Raw genomic sequence first — 22,595 nt, forward strand, 5'->3', positions numbered from 1 at the left:
AAACATTATACACACACACTATGAACAGCTTGAGATATTCAGCTTAAGCTGCTTATTTTGGGAGATTTTTGCAATAGCAAAACCTGCTCTCTGTTATGCTGAACCAAAGTAAAAACCCTCACAAAAGTAAGCGCATCTACCATAAATTTACACCCTCAATGGAGTTAGTCTGGCGATGCAAAAGGTAAATGAATTACTAACAGAAGAAAGTATAGAAACCTCGGCGTGGAAAGCACTAGAGAAATCTATAATATATTATAAAGGTCGTCCCGTCGGTACAGTTGCTGCTTATGATGCTTCTGTAGAAGCATTAAATTACGACCAATGTTTTGTGCGAGATTTTGTTTCATCAGCTTTACTTTTTCTCATCAAAGGTAGAACAGAGATTGTTCGCAACTTTTTAGAAGAAACTTTAAAGTTACAACCCAAAGAAAGACAATTAGACGCGTATAAGCCTGGTAGGGGTTTAATCCCAGCAAGTTTTAAAGTAGTATCGGATCATGGCGAAGAGTATTTAGAAGCAGATTTTGGTGAACATGCGATCGCTAGAGTCACACCAGTTGATTCTTGTTTATGGTGGATTATATTATTACACTCCTATGTAGTCGCCACCAAAGATTTCTCCTTAGCCTATCAGCCTGAATTCCAAACAGGTATTAGGTTAATTATGGAAATCTGTCTGGCGAATCGCTTTGATATGTATCCCACGCTGTTAGTTCCAGATGGTGCTTGTATGATTGACCGCCGTTTGGGGATTTATGGTCATCCTTTAGAATTGCAAGTTCTATTTTATGCGGCTTTGCGTGCAGCGCGGGAGATGTTAATCTGTCAAGGTAATCAAGATGTTGTTGAAGCCATTGATAACCGCCTGCCACTTTTATGCGCCCATATTCGCCAACATTATTGGATAGATATCAATCGCCTCAATGCTATTTATCGCTTCAAAAGTGAAGAATACGGTAAGACAGCAGTCAATCTTTTTAACATCTATGTAGATTCTATTCCCTATTATGAATTAGATAAATGGCTACCCAAAAAAGGTGGTTATTTAGCTGGAAATGTGGGGCCATCACAGTTAGATACAAGATTTTTCGCGCTAGGTAATTTGATGGCGGTCATTTCTGACCTAGCGACAGAACAACAAGCCCAATCAATTATGAGTTTGATTGAGGAAAGATGGGAAGATTTAGTGGGAGATATGCCCATGAAAATCTGTTACCCAGCTTTAGAAGATGAAGAGTATAGAATCGTCACAGGATGCGACCCCAAAAATATACCTTGGTCGTATCATAATGCAGGTAGCTGGCCTGTTTTGATGTGGATGTTAACAGCAGCAGCGATTAAAACTAATAAACCTTATCTAGCAAGTAAAGCAATTGAAATTGCCCAATCTAGACTGTTGGAAGATGAATGGCCAGAATATTATGATGGCAAGAAAGGCAGATTGATTGGTAAGCAGTCGAGAAAATATCAAACCTGGACGATCGCGGGTTTTTTACTGGCTAAAGAATTGATGAAAGACCAATCTTATTTATCTTTGGTGAGATTTGATCAATTACCGTCAGAATTAGTCTCTAGAGCCTGTGAATTTGAAATTAACAGCGTAGATACTTCTATATCTCTCTAATTAGATTTCCCATACAAATTGAAAACCCCGCTTTTTTGAAGAAAGTGGGGTTTTTAATCAAATATCTGCATTTAACCTAATACAATAGTTCAAATAAGTGGATTTTGGCTTTTCTTAAAAGAACAGTATTGGCTCTAACCTATTTCTAATTCACTTAACTCCATCCCCACCAAAGATACAACTACACCATTTTGAGCTATGGTTACAGTCCATTTTCCATCACCTGCTGTCAGTTGATATTCAGCCGCTTCAGAATTATTTTGAGCAACTAGACGGAGTCTATGAATCGCCTCTTTAGCGTCAGCGCGATCGCGATTTCGTGCCGCTAAGAGTTCGGCTAAGGGATGTTGGGCTGCAAATAGTCCTTGTTCTGCTGCTTGTCGATACCAATGAATTGCTGTATCTAAATCTCGCTCTACATTGCTATAGCCTGTAGCATAGTAGGTTGCTAAGTTAAATTGAGCAAATTGATCACCCAGTTGCGCCGCACGGTGATACAAATCTACAGCCTGTGCTGTATCTTGCTCAACCCCTTCTCCCTGTTCGTAACAATATCCCAGCAAGCGCGTAGCTTCTGGGTGTTCTTGGGCGGTGGCAAGTTGCAGCCAATTTATCGCCTGTGGGTAGTTACCATACATGGTATAGTAGATTGCTCCTAACACAGCTTGAGCTTCAGCCGCACCCCCGCGCCCTAATTCTTCCAAGGTGGGTAATAAATTATTTAAGTAAATTTCTGCTTGATCATGACCTGCATCCCAAGCTTTCAGATACCAGTTAGCGGCGGTGGCTGGGTTGCGTTCCCTTCCATCACCATTGTTATACAAATGACCGATGTAGAAGGAGGCGATCGCATGATTTTGTGCTGCGGCTTTTAGCCACCACTTTTGGGCTGTCTCAAAATCTTGTCTGACACCTTCACCATTGGCGTACATTGTCCCCATCACAAACATTGCTTCTAAAATCCCTGCCTCCGCCGCCCGACGATACCAAGACAAAGCTGTTGTATAATCTTGCTCAACGCCACGACCGAGGGCATAAAGGGCTGCTAAATCATAGGCGGCTTGGGGATGTCCGGCTGTGGCCGCAGTGTGATAATAGTTAGCGGCTGCGGTTGGATCAGGTTCAAAACCCTGGCCAGAAGACTGCATCATCCCCAATAAATAGTGGGCATCAGCATTGCGATTGAGGGTAGCCAATCTGGTAAAAATCTTTTTAGCTGTGTGGTAGTCTCCCTTTTTATAAGCAATTAAACCCTGCTCAAGATAGGTCATAGAATTTAACTCTATTTTTATGACATTATTGCGGTTTTTTCTAGTCTAAATACCCTTGCTATTGAAATAATTACCGATTTTCCATGACCAATTCCCGTCAAATCGCTTTCATTGCGCTCAAAGATGTCCATAAGGGGGCTTTTACTGATGTTGCGCTAGATAGAGTGTTACGAAAATCTCATTTATCTGATCTTGACCGTCGCTTAGTCACAGAATTAGTTTATGGCAGTGTCAGAAGACAACGCACCCTAGACGCAATCATTGACCAACTAGCTACTAAAAAATCTCATCAACAGCCTAGCGAACTCCGCAGCATTTTACATTTAGGCTTTTATCAACTGCGTTATCAAGAACGCATTCCTGTATCGGCGGCTGTCAATACTACAGTCCAATTAGCAAAGGACAATGGTTTTGCGGGACTTGCAGGGTTTGTCAACGGTTTATTACGTCAGTATGTGCGTTTAGCCGAAAACCAGTCAGAACCATTGAAATTACCAGAAAATCCCAGAGAAAGATGCGGAATTTTACACAGTTTTCCTGACTGGATCATCGAAGTTTGGTTAGAACAGTTGGGTGTGGAGGAGACGGAAAGACTCTGTGAATGGATGAACCAAACACCCACCATCGATTTCAGAATTAATCCGCTACGGACTACGATCGCACAAGTGGAAACAGCGTTAAAATCGGCCGGGATTTTAGCCAGACGCATACCCAATTTACCCCAAGGTTTAAGGTTAATTGGTAACACGGGCGCAATTCAAAATCTCCCAGGCTTTGATCAAGGCTGGTGGGTGGTTCAAGACGCTAGCGCGCAATTAGTTAGTCATATCCTTGACCCCCAACCAGGGGAGACGATTATTGATGCTTGTGCTGCGCCTGGGGGTAAAACAACTCACATTGCTGAATTAATGGGAGACAAAGGCAAAATTTGGGCTGGCGATCGCACTGCTTCTCGTTTGCGTAAACTTCAGGATAATGCCCAACGTTTGGGTCTAAAATCAATTGAGATTTGCACTGGTGACAGTCGTAATTTACCCCAGTTTCACAATATAGCCGACCGCGTTTTGTTAGATGCGCCTTGCTCCGGTTTAGGGACTTTACACCGTCATGCAGATGCGCGTTGGCGACAAACACCCACGTCTGTAGCGGAACTGGCAACACTGCAAAAAGAACTGATATCACAAACATCAAAATTTGTCAAAGTCGGTGGTGTGCTAGTTTACGCAACTTGCACGTTACATCCCGCCGAAAATGAAGGTGTGATTGCAGAGTTTCTGGGAGAACATCCCGAATGGCGAATTGAAGCTTTAAACAGTGATTTACCCTATTTGATTGACACTACATCCCCTAGTTGGTTAAAAGTCTGGCCTCACCGCCAGGATATGGACGGATTTTTCATGGTGCGCTTAAGAAAAACCAACGATTCGGGGTGAATACGATCAAGGATTGTACCATTTGATGGAAGCCTGAATCTCTCAGAGGAGGCAGCAATGATAACAGATGCCAACGTTAAGAATTTAGTCAAGATTCTGATTGGAGCTGCATGGATTGATGGCAGAATTCAACCAGAAGAACGGCAATATTTACGTGAAATCGCGCAAGCAAAAGGTTTAGCCACAGATCCAGAGATTAAACCTTGGCTGTATGAATTAGTTCCTGTGCAACCGAATGAATGTTACACATGGGTGAAAGAATATTTAGGCGATCGCCCAACTGCTGAAGACTGCGAAAATTTGATTGAGGCCATTAGTGGTTTAATTTACAGTGATGGGGAAGTAGCGATTGAAGAAGCCAGACTCTTGACCAAATTACAAGAGTTAAGCCAAAACTCTGAATCCCATCACCTCGAACACACAACACTACTCAAACAAATTCAACAACTTTATCGTCGCTGGGTTGAAGTTCAAAACTAACTATAGTCAAACCATGCCAAGGTTTTAGAGAAAACCATTTCAGATTGACTACACCCAAAAGTGGATGCAAATGAAATATGTGATATTTGTTCCAATCCTTAGAATTTAGGGCTTATGCCGGAATACCATATCTCAAATCTAAATTTGATCACGTCAAAAGTCTTTAGTCTAGATTTTATCGACTAATGACTAATGACTAATGACTAACGACTAATTATGACTTCGGTTCACCCAGACCCGGAGTTTCTTCTTTTTGCACCTTGGGTACAAAATCTGGGCGTTCCTTGCTTTCCCAACCCACGGGACGTTTAGAGTTGTACCAAGCAATAGAACCAATGGTCACAGCTGCAATAAAACCTACTACGTACACTAAAGTAAAAGCTAAGGGAAAATGATTTCCACCTGTGGCTATAGCATCTGGTGCTTGCAACAATAATTGCATAAGTATAGACTCCTGGTTTACGCAACACTTCTTAATACAGTATAGAAATAGAGTATCATTTACATCTACTATCAGTGGGAAATATCTGATATGGCATAGGAGAGATCAGCAATCAGCCTCAAGTTAGAGATAGATCGCCGGAGGTGGGGTATTTTCTAAAACCGTCCATTACCTTGAATGATATGCTTTACGGTAGTCAGGGTTTCTAAACTGATAAATCCCCGGCGATGGCCTTTTTGATTGGACATCCCTAAAAATACCGTGTCTCCCCGTGACGGGTTACGAGAAAAGCGGGGGGATGTATTAATGTAGGTAGAAGCACTGTTCACACCTAAAGCAAACTGACGACTTTCTTGATAGGATTCTGTGGCTATCGAGTCAGCATGACCGCTACTGTATTGATTAATCCAAGCGATCGCTCCCTCTAGACTATCGACCAATTTAAATGCTACCGTCTTGGTTAAATAGGAACATCCCCACTCACCGTCTTTTGCTAGTTGTAACTGGGGAAAAGCTTCTACTAGTTCTGCGTCGCCTTTGAGTTCAAAGCCTTTTTCTTTTAAACTATTCCACAATACAGCCAAGGATGAAGGCATAGCTTGACGATGAATTAGCACCTTTTCTATGGCATTGACGGGGTCTGGTTCGCTTTCGTGGCTATCAATAATCATCCAACGCACCATTTCTAAACTGCCATTCAGTGACCAGTAAAGGTAACAGTTACCCATTGCTGACTTTAACACTGGACAGGTGGCTTGTCGCATCACCTGCTGTACCAAACTAGAACGTCCGTATGGAATGGCTAAATTGACATATTGGTCTTGGGTGACTAAATCGCGGACGGAAGCACCGTGTTCTGCGGTAATCAGTTCTATACAACCTGATGGTAAGCTAACTTCCGCAATGGCGTGTTGTAATACTTCTGTAATGGCGGCGTTGGAGTGACTAGCTTCTGTGCCGCCTTTGAGAATAATACTATTACCTGTTTTAATACACAAACCTGCGGCGATCGCGCCAATATCAGGAAAGGCTTCATAAATAAATCCGATAACGCCCAAAGGCATTAATTGGGAGTAACTTTGCGAGTCTTCTGGTTGATAGTCGGCGTTTCTTACCCGCCGCAAAGGGTCTGAAAGTTCTCCCAACCTTTGCAGAATTTCTACTGTGGTTTCTAATCTGGTAGGAGTTAGTTTCAGCCAATCTAAAATTACTTCTGGCACTGCCATTTCCCGACTAGCTTCTAAATCCAAGGTGTTAGCTTCTAGAATGTCGTCAAATGCGTTTTCCAGTGCTTGCGCCATTGCCAAAACAGCCCGACTGCGGTCTGTTCCCTTGGTAGTGCTTAACTTCAGGGAAGCTTGATAAGCGCGTTTGGCAATGTTAATGGGTTCGGGGAATTCGTCCACAGCTGCAACGGTCATTGAATTATCGTCGGTAGGTAAGCCAGACCATGAGTGCTGGCAAAATTGCCAACAATACTGCCACCATAGCCCATTTAATCAGGCCAGAACCATTGGCGAATTTGAGTGCTAATGGTAGCCATATAATCACTAGCACGAAAATAATCCCCAGTGCTATGGGTAAATAGCTTTCTCCTAATTTGGGGTGAACAACTCGCCAATTTCCCCCCGTCCACAGCCAAGCACGTTTATAGGGGTAGGTGGTGGAAAGCTGTTCTAGTACATGGCCATTCTCTTCCACAACAAAGATTTGTTGACAGCGATCGCATCCAAATGCTTCTGTCAGGGTAATCGGGACTAACCGTCCCTTGCGGCGACAGGGACAGGGATATTCGGTATTAAAGTCTATTTTTTCTGGTTTTTGGGATTGCACAAGCGTTATCAGCAATTCAAAATTCAAAATTCAAAATGAACAATCCAGTATTTATCAGTATCCTAGCTATCAAATCAGGAATTTCTTTATCTGTATTCTTAAACATTGCATTGATAGTTTTAATGTATCTGGTACTTTTTTAAGCTTACGTGGCGAACACTCTCAAGACAACCCATTAACTAAGCCTGCACCTAAGAATAAATTATTTATTCAGCTTTCGGCTGTATCGTCGGTAGCTTCTTCTGATTTTTTAGGCAGTTTTATCAAGATAGTGAGTTCTATGTGTTAAAGGTTAGGACAAATTTCCTTACTGAAAATTCAGGATAATTAACCCTAAGCCTGATGAACTACTCTACCTTGTGTTGTATATTTTAAAAGCGGGTAACGCGATTCGAACGCGCGACATTCACCTTGGCAAGGTGACGCTCTACCACTGAGCTATACCCGCAAACCTTACTTTATTAATATGACAGGTTTATTTTGATTTGTCAACTAGTTTTGTGAAAATAGGGACTGGGGATTGGGGATTGGGGACTGGGAAGTGTGGGGAGTGTGGGGAGTGTGGGAGGAAAGATTTCTTCCCTATCCATACACACCTCCCACCCCTCCCACACTTCCTGCTTGCCCCCTGTCTCCTTCACCCCACGCCTTCAGATTCGGCGGTGAGGTTGCCGATAGTGTGACCAGAAATAGAGGCTGGTAAAGATTGGGGATTGTGAGCGTAAGCATCTTTTAAGTTAGAGCGTAACTGCCGCATGAGGCTGGCCATTTCTAGCGCGTTCATTGCATAATCCCAACCGTGATTACTCTTAATCCCTGCCCTTTCTAGGGCTTGCTGCATGGTATCTACTGTCAAGATGCCAAAAATCACTGGTACTCCTGTTTGAAAGCTAGCAGCAGCAATTCCCTTGGCTACTTCTGAAGATACATAGTCAAAATGGGGAGTTTGACCGCGAATGACTGCACCTAGACAAATTACCGCGTCATAGCGGTGAGAAAGAGCTAACTGACGAGCTACAAGTGGTACTTCAAAACTACCAGGAACCCAAACATAATCTACTTGATCGCCTTCTGGGTCAGGATCAACACCGTGACGTTTTAAACAATCTTGACATCCTGCTAGCAGTTTTGTGGTTACAAGGTCATTGAATCGAGCAATCACCAATGCTAACCGCAAAGGTTCTGTTTGAGCGAAAGTTCCCTCAAAAACTGCCATGACTGCCTCTTACTTTCACTATACTTTTGTCAATATACATTTCTTCTGTAAATGTGGAAGAGCAGGAAAGCACAATTAGGTGTGAAGAACAAATTGACTTTGTTCTTTTACCTTGGGTGTTGGCTTTCCCGCTCCTTGAGTTTTGTTGCTATTTAACTGTACTCTGTGGTTTAGACTACGAAAAAGTTTAATAGCCCAACTAAAAGCACTAGGGCGATCCAAACTCCTGAACCAAGCCATAGTAGCTTTTTAGATTCAACCCAACTTTGGGGTGTAGCATATGCTACAGGCACACCAACTACAAGCACAAAAGACAACAACACTAGAGCAACTAGAGCAAATTGGAATATTATGGTCATTTTGACTTCTCCCAAGACAGCGAAATACTAAAGTTAGAATATCGTAAAGGGCGACACTGACACTTTCCGTTTCTTACCCCTATTTGTAACCTAGCAGAAATTGTCACAATTTAGTTAATAGTCCAAAGTCAATAGTTGATTGTTGACTGTTGACTATTGACCATTGACTCTTGACTATGGACTATGGACTTAATTCTTTGTCATACTACGGCGGATTTTGATGCTTTAGGCGCAGCAGTCGGGTTAACTTGCTTGATGCCTGGCAGTAAAATTGTGTTGACTGGCGGCGCACATCCACCTGTGCGGGATTTTTTAGCACTGCATCGCGATGAGTATGCACTGATTGAGAGGCGTTCGGTCAATCCTGAGAAAATTCGGTCTATAACGGTGGTGGATACACAACAGCGCGATCGCTTGGGTAAGGCTGCTGAGTGGTTAGATTTACCACAACTTCATCATATTACAGTCTATGATCATCACCTGGGGCAAGATTCAGATATTCCGGCGACGCAATTTCACATTTCTTCAGTCGGGGCTACCACAACTTTAATTGTGGAACAATTGCAACAACAAAATATCTCTCTCACCTCGTCCCAAGCGACAGCGATGGCTTTAGGAATTCATGTAGATACTGGTTCTCTGACTTACGACCAATCTACACCACGGGATGCCATAGCATTGGCTTGGTTGATGCAACAGGGTGCTAGTTTAAGTGTAATTGCTAACTATCGTGAGCCTGGTTTATCACCACAATTACAACGTTTGCTCAAGGAAGCTTTAGAACAATTAGAGTATTTGTGTTTACGGGGTTATACTATCGCCTGGGTAATTTTAAAGACAGAAGGCTTTGTGCCTGGGTTGTCTAGTTTAGCATCGCAATTAATTGAGTTAACAGAAATCGATGCTTTGTTATTAGCGGGTGAATATCCCTTAACTAAAGATGAGTCTCGATTGACAATTATCGGGCGATCGCAAATTCCTGGTGTGCATCTTGACCAATTATTTCAAACTTTGGGTGGTGGTGGTCATTCTCAAGCCGCATCTTTAAATTTACGCGGTGTCGATGCTCAAAATATCTTGCAACAACTCCTCAACGGGATTAAAACCACTATTCCCCATCCCCCCACCGCCAGAGATTTAATGTCCTCCCCAGTCCGTACCATTCGCCCAGAAACTACAATTGCAGAAGCCCAGCGCATCTTATTACGCTATGGACACTCTGGTTTATCTGTGGTGGATACGGAAGGGCAATTAGTGGGAATTATTTCCCGTCGGGATTTAGATATTGCTTTTCACCACGGCTTTAGTCATGCACCAGTCAAGGGTTACATGACGATTAATTTAAAAACAATTACCCCAGAAACGACATTGCCTCAAATTGAGTCGTTAATGGTGACGTATGATATTGGTCGCTTACCTGTATTAGATCATGGTCAATTAGTTGGAATTGTCACCCGTACTGATGTTTTGAGGGAATTGCATCAAAGTTCTGAGTACCAAATCATCAATGCTGATTCCCAACCCACACTCAGCACCCAGCACCCAGCACCCAGCACTCAATTACAGTCACGCTTAACTCCCCAACTCTGGGAATTACTCACTAAAGCTTCCCAAGCCGCAGAACAACGGGGTTGGCATCTTTATCTAGTCGGCGGTGCGGTACGAGACTTACTACTAGCGGAAGCTGCATCTGGAACTTTGATGATTACAGATATTGACCTAGTGGTTGACGGCTTCCATAAAACTACCGATGTGGGTGCAGGGGTAGAATTAGCCAAAGCACTGCAAGAAATCTATCCAGCCACTAGGTTAGAAATTCATGGTGCTTTTCAAACTGCGGCTTTGTTATGGCACAAAGACCCCGAATTAGATTCTTTATGGGTGGATATCGCCACCGCTAGAACAGAATTTTATCCTTATCCCGCCGCCAATCCCGAAGTTGAAGCCAGTTCTATACGTCAAGATTTATACCGTCGCGACTTTACTATTAATGCCTTGGCTTTGCGTTTAACTTCCCCCCGTGAAGGCGAATTACTGGATTTCTTCGGTGGGTTACTAGATTTAGCCGCCAAACAAATTCGCGTGTTACACGCCAATAGCTTTATTGAAGACCCCACCCGCATTTATCGCGGTGTCCGTTTTGCAGTGAGGTTTGGATTTGCCATTGAACCACGCACAGAAGAATATATCCGCTATGCCATTAATAGTGGTGTGTATGACCGCACAGCCCAAACTAACAGCAAAACTCCCGCTTTGCAAACGCGACTCAAAGCCGAATTAAAATATATCCTCTCCGCCCCCTACTGGGAATCAGCTTTAAAGTTACTCAATGATTTAGGGGCTTTACAGTGCATCCATCCTACTCTGAAATTAGATCATGAACTTTTACGCCAATTACGTTTATTAGAACGTTGTTGGCGCAGATTTGATACTCAACAAAAATTAATTCCCTGGCAAACGCGCCTAGAAGTTTTAATTGCTCATCTTGCACCCAAATATCGGCATAAAGTCGCGAAAAATCTGCAATTGCCAGAAGATATGTTGGCAAGATTACATCAATTAGCCACTGCTAGATCTGAGGTTACAGACTTCTTAATGACATCGAAAAAACCTAGTCTAATAGTGCAGTTTCTTCGTAAATATGATGTAGAAATGTTAATTTTAATTGCTATAGATAGTCACAGAATTATTAGGCGGCAAATATGGCATTATTTAACAGTTCTATCTGCTATTCAACCAATATTAAATGGTAATGATTTAAAAAAAATAGGATATAAACCTAGTCCCCAGTTTCGCCAAATGCTTGATGAAATACTTGCCGCAACTATAGACGGAGTGATTAAGGATAAAGTAGAAGCAGAAGATTTTCTGGCTAAAAATTATCCTGTGTAACTGAAGACGAAGAATAATGATTGTGTAAATAAGAGGCGATCGCCTCTTATTGATTAGCGAACAAATATCAATTCAAATTGCATCTGGATCGATATTTAATTCCCGTAATTTTGCAGCTAATCGTGCTACTTGCTGTTGTGCCTGTTCAGCCTGCTGTTGTGCTTGTTCAGCCGTTTCTTCAGGTGTGGGAACTAGTTCTCCATCTTGCGTAAAAAACCGCAATAGACCATCATAAACTCCCAAATATAACCCTAGCTGATGACTCCACAAATATCCTTGTGCATTTGCTTGTAGAGGGTGATATTCTCCATCTACTAAATGAAATCCTGCAAACTCTAATGTAAAAGGATCAAACCAAAAGTAATCAGGAGTGCGGAAAGTATCTTGATATATTTCTTTTTTTAAACCTTTATCTGTCTTCGTTGTTGAGTCCGAGAGAATTTCTAAGATAAAATTGGGATATTTACCTTCTTCTTCCCAAACCACCCAACTCTTTCGGGTTTTGCGTTCAGTTCCCAACACCACAAAAAAATCTGGGCCTCGGAAATATTCTGATTTTTTCTGGCGGGGACTGTAGTAAATTGTCAGGTTTCCCACCGCATAAAAATCATTTCTATCCCGCCATAACCATTCGATACATTGTAAAAGTAGGATTATTTGTCTTAGATGTAGTTCTGTTTCCAAGGGAGGCTCATCACTGTATAAGTCACCAGGGGGAAATATGACATCTTGCGAGATGTCTGCTTGCGATTCTAATTCTTGGGCAATGGTCATAGAATCAATACTGCATCAATTATTTCTGGATTCATTTTATCATTTAGAATATCGCAATAAATGAAGGTATCTTACACCTATGATAAAATCCCCGACTTCTTCAAGAAGTCGGGGATCTGTTTTGATTATAGTTCAATTAAAGGTTTTTCAGATTGGCGATATTGAGCTATTAATCTGCGTCTTTTTAAGGGTGGATAAAGCAACATACTTATCAAGGGCAATCCTGTGCCTGCTAGTACCAATAAAATGTATAGATTGACAAAGCCAATTATACAAATAATTCCGAAGCTTATTCCTAATCCTGCTGATAGTAAAGACAGCAATATAGCAATCCATCTATAGACATATCTATAATTTCCGTAATCGTAGTGTCTATATCTGTCAAAAATACTCGCCTTCCATGCAGCAAAAACTATAAATAGAATCCAAATTCCAATTCCAATCCCAATCCCAATTCCAATCTTACTGTCAATACTTAATAATGCCTGAACAGAACCTAATGGTAGTCCAAGAACAATTCCAATCGCACCTGCAATCCTTGTTATTACAATTTCGTCGAAATTAAACAGTATCCCTAGCATCCCACCAATTATTAGCCCAATCGTGATCCCTCCGAAAGCACCAATCACAGCACCAAGCATAGCAGCCATAATTGCTGACATTACTGCCCATAAACCGACAACAGTTATAAACCAAGTCATAGATGCTGATGCAATCATACAAATTACCAACACACCAGCAAGCCAAGCATAAGGTATTGCTAGCTTTTCAATCGGTAAAGTAGCAGTTTGCACCTTCACCGTTAAAGTATGACTCGCTGGATAAGCATTACTGTGCAGTATTAGTTGACGTTTATACTGCTTATCGGCCATCAATTGACTCGTATCTACCTCAATCTGACACTGAGTATGATTCCTACTAAACTCAGCAGGTGTCACAAAAATCCAAGCATGATGATCTGGCGTATGTGGTGGATCATTTAGATGAGGTGCAACTTCCCATCTACCTTGTAATAAAGTATCTGGAATTGTATTTTCAACTGTGATGCTTTGCGTTAGCTTTTCTCCTAATCGGTTAGCTTTAAATTGCAGCACCGGTTGACTGAAATCAACTCCTGGTACGCGCATCACATCCAGTGCTTGGAGTGCTGCTAAAGCTGCTTGTGCATTAGCAAAGCGTTTGTCCTGTTCTGGTTGTACCATGTTTTCCAACCAACCAAGAAACCGTAGACTTAATTTAGGTAGAAGATGACTAAATTTAATTAAATATGGATTATTGCGATCGCATAACTCCCTTATTTCTGGTGACTTGATTTGTGTTAACAAGCAAATCAAAGTTGTACCCAAAGCATACAAGTCTGTAGCATCTGTTGGTTCAAACATCTGTTCTGGTGGAATAAAACCTGGAGTACCTTTAAATACACTACTCCCCGAAACTTCCCCGCTATCTATACGCGCAAAACCAAAGTCAATGAAATAAACGTTGAGTGCTTCATCTACCAAAATGTTTTCCGGTTTAATATCCCGATGAATCACCGGTGGATATAGATTTTGCAGATATACGAGAATTTCTAAAGCCTTGATAGCAATTTGTTTGATTTCTCCTGGTGTAAATTTCCGAGCTTCTGCCAAAGATGGCGCGTTAATATATTCTTGCACCAAACAAAAACCATCGGATGTGGCGAAAGAACCCATGTATTTGGGAATACCAGGATGAGCAAGTCCTTGTAGTATCTGAATTTCCCGTTGATGCGCCTCAAACCCAGACCAACTAGAACCAAATTGAGCAAAGCAAAACTGCTTTAATACTACTTGTTGTTTTGTCTTTACATCCGATCCTAGCCAAGTAATCCTTCCTCCTTCTCGGTTGCGTCCCAATTCTTGCAAAATTTGATAGCCATGTTGATCGAAATCAGGATAGATAGTCATAATTCCAGCACGATAAGTGTAATAGGGTAGGTTTGGTGTGTAATACGTAAATACACTTAAGCTAGTAGAAGCGGTTGCATTTGAATCACATTGTTGACAATGTTGATCATCCACAGAGACACAAAAAAGTAAGTTTAGACTTCTCTTTCTACATTTTTGAAATGCTTTCGTGTTACACTGTAGTTCGTACTCAAACCTCCAGTGAAATAGCTGCAATGAAGTAGTAACTAATTACTGTTGCTTATCGCCAACAAGCGTCAAAAACCAATCAACACGACATAATTTGACAAGTTACTTCACAATAATCATGAGCTAACAAGATTTTTCGCCGTTCGTAGTAAGGACTTTAGTCCTGATTTTGCAGATGACTAAAGTCCTTACTACAAACTTGACGCAATTCTAGATTCAGTCGCATGGTAAGTTCTTGCGGCTCAGTTTTTTGTTCGTATTATCTACCCGTAGTTGTTGCAAAGACGGGTGGAAGTTTGCATATTGAGGTTTGATCAGAATGCAGAAAAAATCAATATTATTAGCTGAGAATTTAGCTTATGAACTCAGCTTAGAGAGGACTTTGTTTGCAGGTATTCATCTCAGCATTGAACAAGGTCAACACATTGCTTTAGTAGGTAAAAACGGTGTTGGTAAGTCTACTCTCCTCAAAATTATTGCTGGTCAAATTTATCCCAGTTTAGGTTCAGTAGTAAGAAGTGGTTCTATATATTATTTGCCCCAAATCAGCACTATTAAACCAGAAATCAACAAAGATACAGTCCTAGATTTCTTAAGTTCTATCGCTGATGAATGGTGGATAATTACGGAAATTCTCCAGACACAATTACACACAGCTATTGATTTGAATTTACCCATCAATAATTTGAGTGGTGGTGAATTGACGAAACTCTTTTTAGCTATTGGTTTATCTCAACAGCCAGATTTACTCTTGCTGGATGAACCGACAAATCACCTAGATTTACACACGTTAGAAAGCTTAAGACAGTTTCTTTTAGATTTTCCTGGTGCTTTTGTGATTGTCTCCCACAAACCTTTATTCTTAGACCAAGTAACAGATATAACTTGGGAACTTACACCTGTTGGTTTGAAAGTTTATGGCGGAAATTTTTCGTATTATCGGGAGCAAAAACAAATAGAATTAGATGCAGCAGTGCGATCGCACGAAGTAGCCAGAAAGGAACTCAAGCGCGTCCACACTGCGGCGATGCAAGAACAGCAACGCGCCGCACAAGCTCAACGCAATGGGAGAAATAAGTTTTTAAATGGTAGTGTTGATAGAATGTCAGCTGGACTGATTAAAACCAAAGCTGAATCCTCTACTGGCAATGCCAAAAAGAAACATGATTTAGCTGTAGCAAAAGCTACTCAAAAACTTGCCGATACTAAGGTCAAAACTACAAAAGTTACCAGTATCCAGCTAGAAGAAAAAAGCCACAAGCACAGAAATCTGATTAATATCGAGGGTGCAAATCTTTGGGTGTCGGAACTGTTGCTGATTCAAAATATTCAACTGCACATATCATCAGGCGATCGCTTTTCTATTATCGGTGCAAATGGCTCTGGTAAATCTAGTCTAGTCAAAGCAATTCTAGCACCGGAAGCAGCAACAGCAGTTTTTCAGTCTGGTGAAGTTTCTCTAGCAACGGGAATGAAAACTGTATATCTCGACCAAACATATCAAATAGTCAATCGACAACAGACGATTTTAGAAAATATGCAGACTGCTAACCCTAGTTTGAACTATCAGCAGTTACGTCAGCAACTAGGACATTTCTTGTTTAAATATGATGAAGTAAATAAATCTGCTTCTGTGTTGAGTGGGGGTGAATTGGCGAGGTTGGCGATCGCAATTATTAGTATCTCAGAAATTGACCTCTTAATTCTGGATGAACCAACCAATAATTTAGATATTGAAACTGTCGAACAAATGATATTAGCTATCAATGAATATCACGGTGCGCTTTGGGTAATTTCCCACGATATCGATTTTCTCAGTCGGATTAAGATTACTCACAGTTTCCTACTGCAAAACCAAACATTAAAAAGGACAGTTTCTCTACCTAGTACACCAGAACAGTATTATCAAGAATTGCTGTCTTGTCCTTAAATTGTTTCTGGATCAATATTTAATTCTCGCAGTTTTGCTGCTAAACGTTCCGCCTTTTCCTGCGCCTGTTGTGCTGCTTCTTCAGGTGTAGGAACTTTTTGACCTTCTGGGGTGAAAAATCTCACCATTCCGTTATCTATGCCTAAATATAAGCCTAATTGCTGACTCCATGATTCTTAGCCTATTCCCGAATCTCGAAACAATACTACCTATTCCAATTCAGTATGACTCAACTAATCACCCACAGAAGTCGCTTCCTTTAATCCCCAGTCCCCAATCCCCAAATTAACCCAACTGCAAACGCTCAGAGAGAAGCCGCAAAGCATACGAGCAAGTTATAATCTTCTTGCGGACGAGCGTAACAAAAATTTATGAGTAATCCCCTTGTACAAGCCTTTTTTGTCGGCAGAGCCTTAGCTGAAGTCGTTAACGAACGCCTAGAAGTTGCCTTTACCGATGCTTTGAGCGAAATCGGTAAATTCGATGCGGAAGCCAGAGAACAACTACGCCAATTTACAGAAGAAGTAATTGAACGGGCAAATCGTGCGGCGGCGGCGGCTGAAACTGGTCAAACAACTACTGGTACTACCTCAAGTAGTGCTGATGGTGTTGACTTGCAAGCCACAATTGATGAACTGCGTGCCGAAATTGCCTTACTGCGAAATGAGTTACAACGTTATCGCAGCAGTTCTGTCTAAATTAATCATTAGTCAAGAATTATTGACAACTAAACTTTTCGTGACAACTGTTTAGGAATCAGAGTGTCTTTTCTTCCAGGTGATTCAGTAACAAAACAACGGTACGCACAACCTATGGAAAATAGCTATTCAGACAAAGCATACCGTTGGAATCGGGAAAACTACTCTAGTAAGCGGCGATTCGTGGACATTTGGGGTTTTGTCTTGACCCTGATGTTCAAAATTTGGCGGTACAACAAGGCTTGGAGTTATCCTGGCGGTGTAACGGAAGCAAAACAAGCAGCACGGCGAAAAGCTCAGGCTATTTGGATTCGCAACACCCTGCTAGATTTAGGGCCTACCTTTATTAAAGTCGGTCAGTTATTTTCCACTCGTGCTGACATATTCCCTGGTGAATATGTCGAAGAGTTGGCAAAACTCCAAGACAGAGTACCCGCTTTTAGCTACGAGCAAGTAGAAAAAATTGTTGAGCAAGAACTAGGTAAAAAAATTCCTGAACTTTTTCAAAGTTTTGAACCGATTCCTTTAGCAGCTGCTAGTTTAGGGCAGGTACACAAAGCGGTACTCCATAGCGGTGAAGCAGTTGTTGTCAAAGTGCAGCGTCCAGGATTAAAAACATTATTTGAGATTGATTTACAAATTCTCAAGGGTATTGCTCGTTATTTCCAAAACCATCCTAAATGGGGACGGGGACGGGATTGGATGGGTATTTACGAAGAATGTTGTCGCATTCTGTGGGAGGAAATTGATTACCTAAATGAAGGTAGAAATGCTGATGCTTTTCGGCGGAACTTTCGCGGTTACGACTGGGTAAAGGTGCCGAAGGTCTATTGGCGTTACACTTCCCCAAGGGTGGTAACTTTGGAGTATTTACCTGGAATTAAAATTAGCCAATATGAAGCTTTAGAAGCCGCAGGTATAGACCGAAAATCTGTGGCGCGTCAAGGCGCACAAGCGTATTTGATGCAACTACTCAATGATGGCTTTTTCCACGCTGATCCCCACCCTGGTAACATTGCGGTCAGTCCTGATGGTGCGCTGATTTTCTACGACTTTGGCATGATGGGGCGAATTAAATCCAATGTCCGGGAAGGACTGATGGAAACCCTATTCGGTATTGCCCAAAAAGATGGCGATCGCGTCGTCCAGTCTCTCATAAATTTAGGTGCGATCGCTCCCGTAGATGACATGGGGCCAGTGCGGCGTTCTGTGCAGTATATGCTAGACAACTTCATGGATAAGCCCTTTGAAGCTCAATCTGTATCCGCGATCAGTGATGATTTATACGAAATAGCATATAATCAGCCATTTAGATTCCCTGCAACTTTTACTTTCGTGATGCGGGCTTTTTCTACCCTCGAAGGCGTAGGCAAAGGCTTAGATCCAGAGTTTAACTTTATGGAAGTTGCCCAACCATACGCAATGCAGCTTATGACCAATATGAATGGTGCAGATAGCAATAGTTTCTTGAATGAATTAAGCCGCCAGGCCGTGCAAGTTAGTACCACCGCATTTGGATTACCACGTAGATTAGAAGATACATTAGAAAAATTAGAGCGCGGAGATATGCGCCTGCGGGTACGCTCCATAGAAACAGAGCGACTTTTGCGGCGACAAAGTAGTATTCAGTTAGGGATGAGCTATGCTTTGATAATCAGTGGATTTACCCTTTCAGCCACAATTTTATTAGTTAATCATTATGTATGGTTAGCACTGCTGGCTGGTTTAATTGCCGCAGCAATCTCGGTAATACTGATCCGACTGCTTCTCCGCCTCGACCGTTATGACCGTATGTATTAATTGGTGCAGTGAAACGCTATGAAACTTAACTTCACGGGTCTTAGCGATCCGGGACTTGTTCGTTCTAACAATCAGGATCATTACCACATCGACCAAGAAGGGCGATTTTTTATTGTTGCTGATGGTATGGGTGGCCATGCAGGCGGGGAAGAAGCAAGTCGCATCGCTACGAAGGAAATTCAAGAATATTTAACTAGCAATTGGGACACGCCTGAACCATCTACCCGTTTGTTAGAGCAAGCTTTATGGCAAGCTAATGAAGCAATTCTTCAGGATCAGCAAAATCATCCTGAACGGGCTGACATGGGTACAACTGTAGTAGTCGCCATCTTTCGGGACGCGCCTTGGTACACCCATGTCGGGGATTCTCGGCTATATCGTCTTCGAGAATCTCAACTAGAACAAGTTACAGAAGATCATACCTGGGTAGCTAGAGCCATCAAAGTTGGTGATATCACCGCCGATGAAGCGCGTATTCATCCCTTTCGTCATGTACTATCCCGTTGTTTGGGTAGAGAAGACTTACACCAAGTTGAAGTGCAACTTTTGGATGTGAAACCAGGCGATCGCTTGCTATTATGCAGTGATGGTCTTACCGAAGAACTGGTTGATGAGAAAATAGCGGATTGCCTCCACGATCTCAACGATTTAGATAAAGCTGCCAAATCTCTAGTAGAAGCCGCTAAAGAACAAGGTGGACACGATAACATCACTGTCGTGATTGTAGCGAGTAGTTGAAGGTAATAGGTGACAGGTGACAGGTGATAGGTGACAGGTAATAACTCTTTTACTCACCACTCACCACTCACCACTCAATACTCAATACTCAATACTCATTACTCATTACTCAATACTCATTACTCATTACTCATTACTCAGCATCGGCTAAACGCCGCGCTTCCGCTAACAGCACTCAATACTCAGCACTTTTTGAAGATTTCCAGACTTTTGCAGTACATATACTCAGCATTTTGTTCAGTCTGAGCATTTTTCCTATTTACAACTTGATACAAATACTCTTAGCAAGCAAACTGTCTTGATTGGAGACCGAAATTACACAATTTAGTTGATTGACATGTTGCACATCATAATGTAAGCAGCATATAATGCGATCTTAATACCCTTCATTTTTTTACTTCTGCAAAAATCCGCCCTTGAGGCATATTTCTTGCTCAAAAATAGGAAATGCAAGGGGAAAATACTACCTACAGTGATTGCTCTCAAATCTGCAAATGCAGACTTGAGTTATATTTCCGTAGGTTCCCATCCCAAAAAAACCTAAGCAGAAATCTATCCTCTAAGGATATGGGCAAACTTTTAAATAGTTGTTATCTTTCTTAATACAGAGAATCGATAGCAAACGCAAAGCTAGCCCTATCTTTATAGGAATTCCATTAACTAAACCCAAATTTTCGCGTTGTCTTTTAGGAGTTTATTATGAGCCAACCCATCCAACTTTCCTTGGAACAACAGTTCAGCATTCGTTCTTTTGCCACTCAAGTACAGAACATGAGCCATGATCAAGCTAAAGACTTCTTAGTCAAGCTTTATGAACAAATGATTGTACGTGAAGCGACATACCAAGAACTCCTCAAGCATCAGTGGGGCTTAGATTCTGGTTCCACTCTGGCATAGAAGTAGGTTTTTGTGTCGCAGTGGGCGACCTCCTTCTCTTGCTCAGTTCCAGGGAGGAAACGAGCTGGGGATGCTGGGGCGTCAACTTCAAACTCAGCTAACTCAAATAGCTAATTCAAAGATCCAAAGCACGTTGTTCAAACATCGGCACATATTATTTTTTCCTGGTTCTTTGCTTACTGCATAAAGTTTCGGCTGACTCGTCAAGCCAAAAAACCATATTTTCGTAAACAAACTCTGTAGCTAGATTACCTATTTAACTTTACCTATCTAAAACTACATTGCTAATGTAACAGGCAAAGTACCAAACTTACTTACATTTAACTAAGCACTCGCTCGTTTGGTATCCAGCACTGAGGATTATTATATTGATTCCCAATACTAGTTACAACTAAGATATATATATTCTTTATAAAAGTTTACATATTTTGATATAAGTGAGATTAAATTTGTATAAACCCACTCTATCCAGAGATATCAAATGCAGAATCGGTATCAATTGTGTCTAACTTGGCTAAAATCTGAGGTTTAATCTTTTCATATTCTTGTTTGAGCAGATTTTTGCTAATTTGGGGATCAGTTACAGACACAAAGCTTTTAGCGGACATCATCCACTGTTGCAACCTTTGACATTGAGCAGAGGCAATACTAGCAACTAGAACATGAGAACAGCTATTAGGTGATTCCCGCGCAAATAATAACAGACGATAGTAACCTGTTTTGACCATTAAGTTAACCATTTCTTGACCCAGGTTGGTTTTGAGGTCAAGGTAGTAAGGCAACCATTTCGCCCCATATTTACGGTTATAGAGAACAGTAATCCATAACATCATGGGGTGGGGAGCAGTAATGAACAGAAATTGATTGTAACGGCTACAAACTAGACGTTGAATAATTTCCCGTTGTGGTAACATCACCCACAAAGCTGGTACTACCTCATGATTGATAGAGATAGGTTGAGGAAAAACAATGTCAGCTATAGGTTTATTTTTTGGCCAAGAAGTTGAGAAAGTAATTTCATTCTTAATTGGAGCTAATTGTAAAGGACTATTGCTGTTGGTTTTCTGTTCAGTTGTTGTTTTTGACGTGACAGTTTTGTTGTGGGATTGAGTAGGTAGTTCAGGTTCTGGTGGAGTGGTGAGGCGTGCATTTTGATGCTGTTCAATAGACTCTAAAGCTTGGAGTATTTCACTGATATTTTGAGGGCGATCCTTGGCAATTTTGGCTAAACAACTCATCACTAAATTTTCTAATTCTTTAGGAACGAGCAAATTAGGTGCAACTTGAGCAAAAGTGCGTGGTGCGAGATGGTGATGTGCTTTATACCATGCGCCAAAGGAATGGCTCGATGCGATCACAGGCATTTTACCTGTTAACATTTCAAACATCATCACACCCAAACTATAAATATCCGAACGATTATCAAGTTCTTTACCTTCCATTTGTTCGGGAGATGAATAGGCGAGCGTTCCTAAATAATATTTAGTATGATCACCATTACCTTGTAGTAGTTTAGCTATGCCGAAATCTAAAATTTTGACCAGTTCGCCAAAACTAGCGTCTTGAATCACCAGAATATTGCTAGGTTTAATATCACGATGAATGATTGGGTAGATCGCACCATCTACCGGAATACCATCATGAGCGCATTTTAAGCCCAGACAAATTTGACGCGTCATGCTCAAAAAGCGAGGTAAAGTTAGATGCTGTTGGCGAATAATTTGGTTGAGGCTTTGTCCTTGTAGATATTCCATAACATAGTAAGGAGTGTTATGTTCATCTACGCCATAATCCATGACTCTGACAATATGGATACTTTTTTGTCCTAATAAGGCACAGGTTTTTGCTTCTCGCTCAAATCTGTCTTGTAGTCGCATCTTTTCGTTGTGCATTGACAACGAAAGAAACTTCACAGCAATGGGTACGCCTCCCAACAAAATATCCTTAGCACGATATACTCTACCCATTGCGCCAGTACCAATTAGTTCTTGTAATTGGTAGCGTTTACCAAGAAAACGGCCGATGTTGGGGTCTGACATAGAAATTTCGACTCCAATTTTTAACAATTGTGGATGACACCAGACTCAT

At 41.5% G+C, this 22,595-nt stretch carries 18 protein-coding genes, 1 tRNA gene and 1 pseudogene; 9 read left to right on the plus strand and 11 right to left on the minus strand.

The genetic code is table 11. The annotated features are described in order from the left end of the window. Nucleotides 1-175 precede the first annotated feature (175 nt). Nucleotides 176-1,627, plus strand: coding sequence for a glycoside hydrolase 100 family protein (locus CLI64_RS08305; protein ID WP_103136774.1), 1,452 nt, complete (start codon nt 176-178; stop codon nt 1,625-1,627). A 134-nt stretch (nt 1,628-1,761) separates the two neighbouring features. Here the strand turns inward: CLI64_RS08305 and CLI64_RS08310 are convergent, their stop codons facing one another. Then, nucleotides 1,762-2,898 carry a tetratricopeptide repeat protein gene (locus tag CLI64_RS08310; protein ID WP_103136775.1) on the minus strand — a complete coding sequence of 379 codons (1,137 nt, stop codon included), beginning with the start codon at nt 2,896-2,898 and terminating at the stop codon, nt 1,762-1,764. 83 nt (nt 2,899-2,981) lie between these two features. Between CLI64_RS08310 and CLI64_RS08315 the strand changes: the two genes are divergently transcribed. Continuing rightward, nucleotides 2,982-4,331, plus strand: a complete 1,350-nt coding sequence (locus CLI64_RS08315; protein WP_103136776.1) for a 16S rRNA (cytosine(967)-C(5))-methyltransferase — start codon at nt 2,982-2,984, stop codon at nt 4,329-4,331. 57 nt (nt 4,332-4,388) lie between these two features. Further along, on the plus strand, nt 4,389-4,811 hold the full coding sequence (locus tag CLI64_RS08320; RefSeq protein WP_103136777.1) for a TerB family tellurite resistance protein: 423 nt from the start codon (nt 4,389-4,391) through the stop codon (nt 4,809-4,811). Nucleotides 4,812-5,025: 214 nt separating this feature from the next. Here CLI64_RS08320 and psb35 read toward each other — a convergent pair whose 3' ends face one another. The 6 genes from psb35 to psbZ form a co-directional block, all read right to left on the minus strand. Next, a complete protein-coding gene (gene psb35, locus CLI64_RS08325) occupies nt 5,026-5,253 on the minus strand; it encodes a photosystem II assembly protein Psb35 (RefSeq protein WP_103136778.1) in 228 nt (75 codons plus the stop codon). Between the two features lie 155 nt (nt 5,254-5,408). Next, nucleotides 5,409-6,674: a glutamate-5-semialdehyde dehydrogenase gene (locus tag CLI64_RS08330; RefSeq protein ID WP_103136779.1), complete on the minus strand. Its 1,266-nt coding sequence runs from the start codon at nt 6,672-6,674 to the stop codon at nt 5,409-5,411. A gap of 4 nt (nt 6,675-6,678) precedes the next feature. Continuing rightward, on the minus strand, nt 6,679-7,086 hold the full coding sequence (locus CLI64_RS08335) for a hypothetical protein (protein ID WP_103136780.1): 408 nt from the start codon (nt 7,084-7,086) through the stop codon (nt 6,679-6,681). A 376-nt stretch (nt 7,087-7,462) separates the two neighbouring features. Further along, a tRNA-Gly gene (locus CLI64_RS08340) sits at nt 7,463-7,534 on the minus strand. Nucleotides 7,535-7,723: 189 nt separating this feature from the next. Next, a complete protein-coding gene (ribH, locus tag CLI64_RS08345; RefSeq protein ID WP_103136781.1) occupies nt 7,724-8,302 on the minus strand; it encodes a 6,7-dimethyl-8-ribityllumazine synthase in 579 nt (192 codons plus the stop codon). A gap of 170 nt (nt 8,303-8,472) precedes the next feature. Then, entirely contained in the window at nt 8,473-8,661 is a 189-nt protein-coding gene (gene psbZ / locus CLI64_RS08350; RefSeq protein WP_103136782.1) for a photosystem II reaction center protein PsbZ, read from the minus strand. Nucleotides 8,662-8,844: 183 nt separating this feature from the next. Between psbZ and CLI64_RS08355 the strand changes: the two genes are divergently transcribed. Then, entirely contained in the window at nt 8,845-11,553 is a 2,709-nt protein-coding gene (locus CLI64_RS08355; protein WP_103136783.1) for a CBS domain-containing protein, read from the plus strand. 72 nt (nt 11,554-11,625) lie between these two features. On the opposite strand, the gene CLI64_RS08360 is transcribed toward CLI64_RS08355, so the two are convergent. Continuing rightward, nucleotides 11,626-12,327, minus strand: coding sequence for a Uma2 family endonuclease (locus CLI64_RS08360; RefSeq protein ID WP_103136784.1), 702 nt, complete (start codon nt 12,325-12,327; stop codon nt 11,626-11,628). A gap of 125 nt (nt 12,328-12,452) precedes the next feature. Next, complete coding sequence (locus CLI64_RS08365; RefSeq protein ID WP_225977537.1) at nt 12,453-14,369, minus strand: serine/threonine-protein kinase; 1,917 nt, start codon at nt 14,367-14,369, stop codon at nt 12,453-12,455. 394 nt (nt 14,370-14,763) lie between these two features. Between CLI64_RS08365 and abc-f the strand changes: the two genes are divergently transcribed. Continuing rightward, nucleotides 14,764-16,374 carry a ribosomal protection-like ABC-F family protein gene (abc-f, locus tag CLI64_RS08370; RefSeq protein WP_103136786.1) on the plus strand — a complete coding sequence of 537 codons (1,611 nt, stop codon included), beginning with the start codon at nt 14,764-14,766 and terminating at the stop codon, nt 16,372-16,374. Here the strand turns inward: abc-f and CLI64_RS30715 are convergent. Next, a pseudogene (locus CLI64_RS30715) lies at nt 16,371-16,544 on the minus strand (Uma2 family endonuclease); the annotation flags it as partial. The gene abc-f and the pseudogene CLI64_RS30715 sit on opposite strands and share 4 nt — an antisense overlap. Before the next feature lie 201 nt (nt 16,545-16,745). On the opposite strand from CLI64_RS30715, the gene CLI64_RS08375 reads away from it, so the two are divergent. From CLI64_RS08375 to CLI64_RS08390, 4 genes are all read left to right on the plus strand, one after another. Next, complete coding sequence (locus CLI64_RS08375; protein ID WP_103136787.1) at nt 16,746-17,072, plus strand: DUF6825 family protein; 327 nt, start codon at nt 16,746-16,748, stop codon at nt 17,070-17,072. 114 nt (nt 17,073-17,186) lie between these two features. Continuing rightward, nucleotides 17,187-18,872 carry an AarF/ABC1/UbiB kinase family protein gene (locus CLI64_RS08380; protein WP_103136788.1) on the plus strand — a complete coding sequence of 562 codons (1,686 nt, stop codon included), beginning with the start codon at nt 17,187-17,189 and terminating at the stop codon, nt 18,870-18,872. Between the two features lie 18 nt (nt 18,873-18,890). Beyond that, on the plus strand, nt 18,891-19,610 hold the full coding sequence (locus tag CLI64_RS08385) for a Stp1/IreP family PP2C-type Ser/Thr phosphatase (protein WP_103136789.1): 720 nt from the start codon (nt 18,891-18,893) through the stop codon (nt 19,608-19,610). Between the two features lie 699 nt (nt 19,611-20,309). Next, the gene (locus tag CLI64_RS08390) at nt 20,310-20,507 is read left to right on the plus strand and encodes an NblA/ycf18 family protein (RefSeq protein WP_103136790.1); all 198 of its coding nucleotides are present in this window, start codon (nt 20,310-20,312) and stop codon (nt 20,505-20,507) included. Nucleotides 20,508-20,971: 464 nt separating this feature from the next. On the opposite strand, the gene CLI64_RS08395 is transcribed toward CLI64_RS08390, so the two are convergent. Next, nucleotides 20,972-22,546, minus strand: a complete 1,575-nt coding sequence (locus CLI64_RS08395; RefSeq protein WP_103136791.1) for a serine/threonine-protein kinase — start codon at nt 22,544-22,546, stop codon at nt 20,972-20,974. Between the last annotated feature and the right edge of the window lie 49 nt (nt 22,547-22,595).

It is taken from the genome of Nostoc sp. CENA543 (assembly GCF_002896875.1).
Taxonomy (GTDB): domain Bacteria; phylum Cyanobacteriota; class Cyanobacteriia; order Cyanobacteriales; family Nostocaceae; genus Trichormus.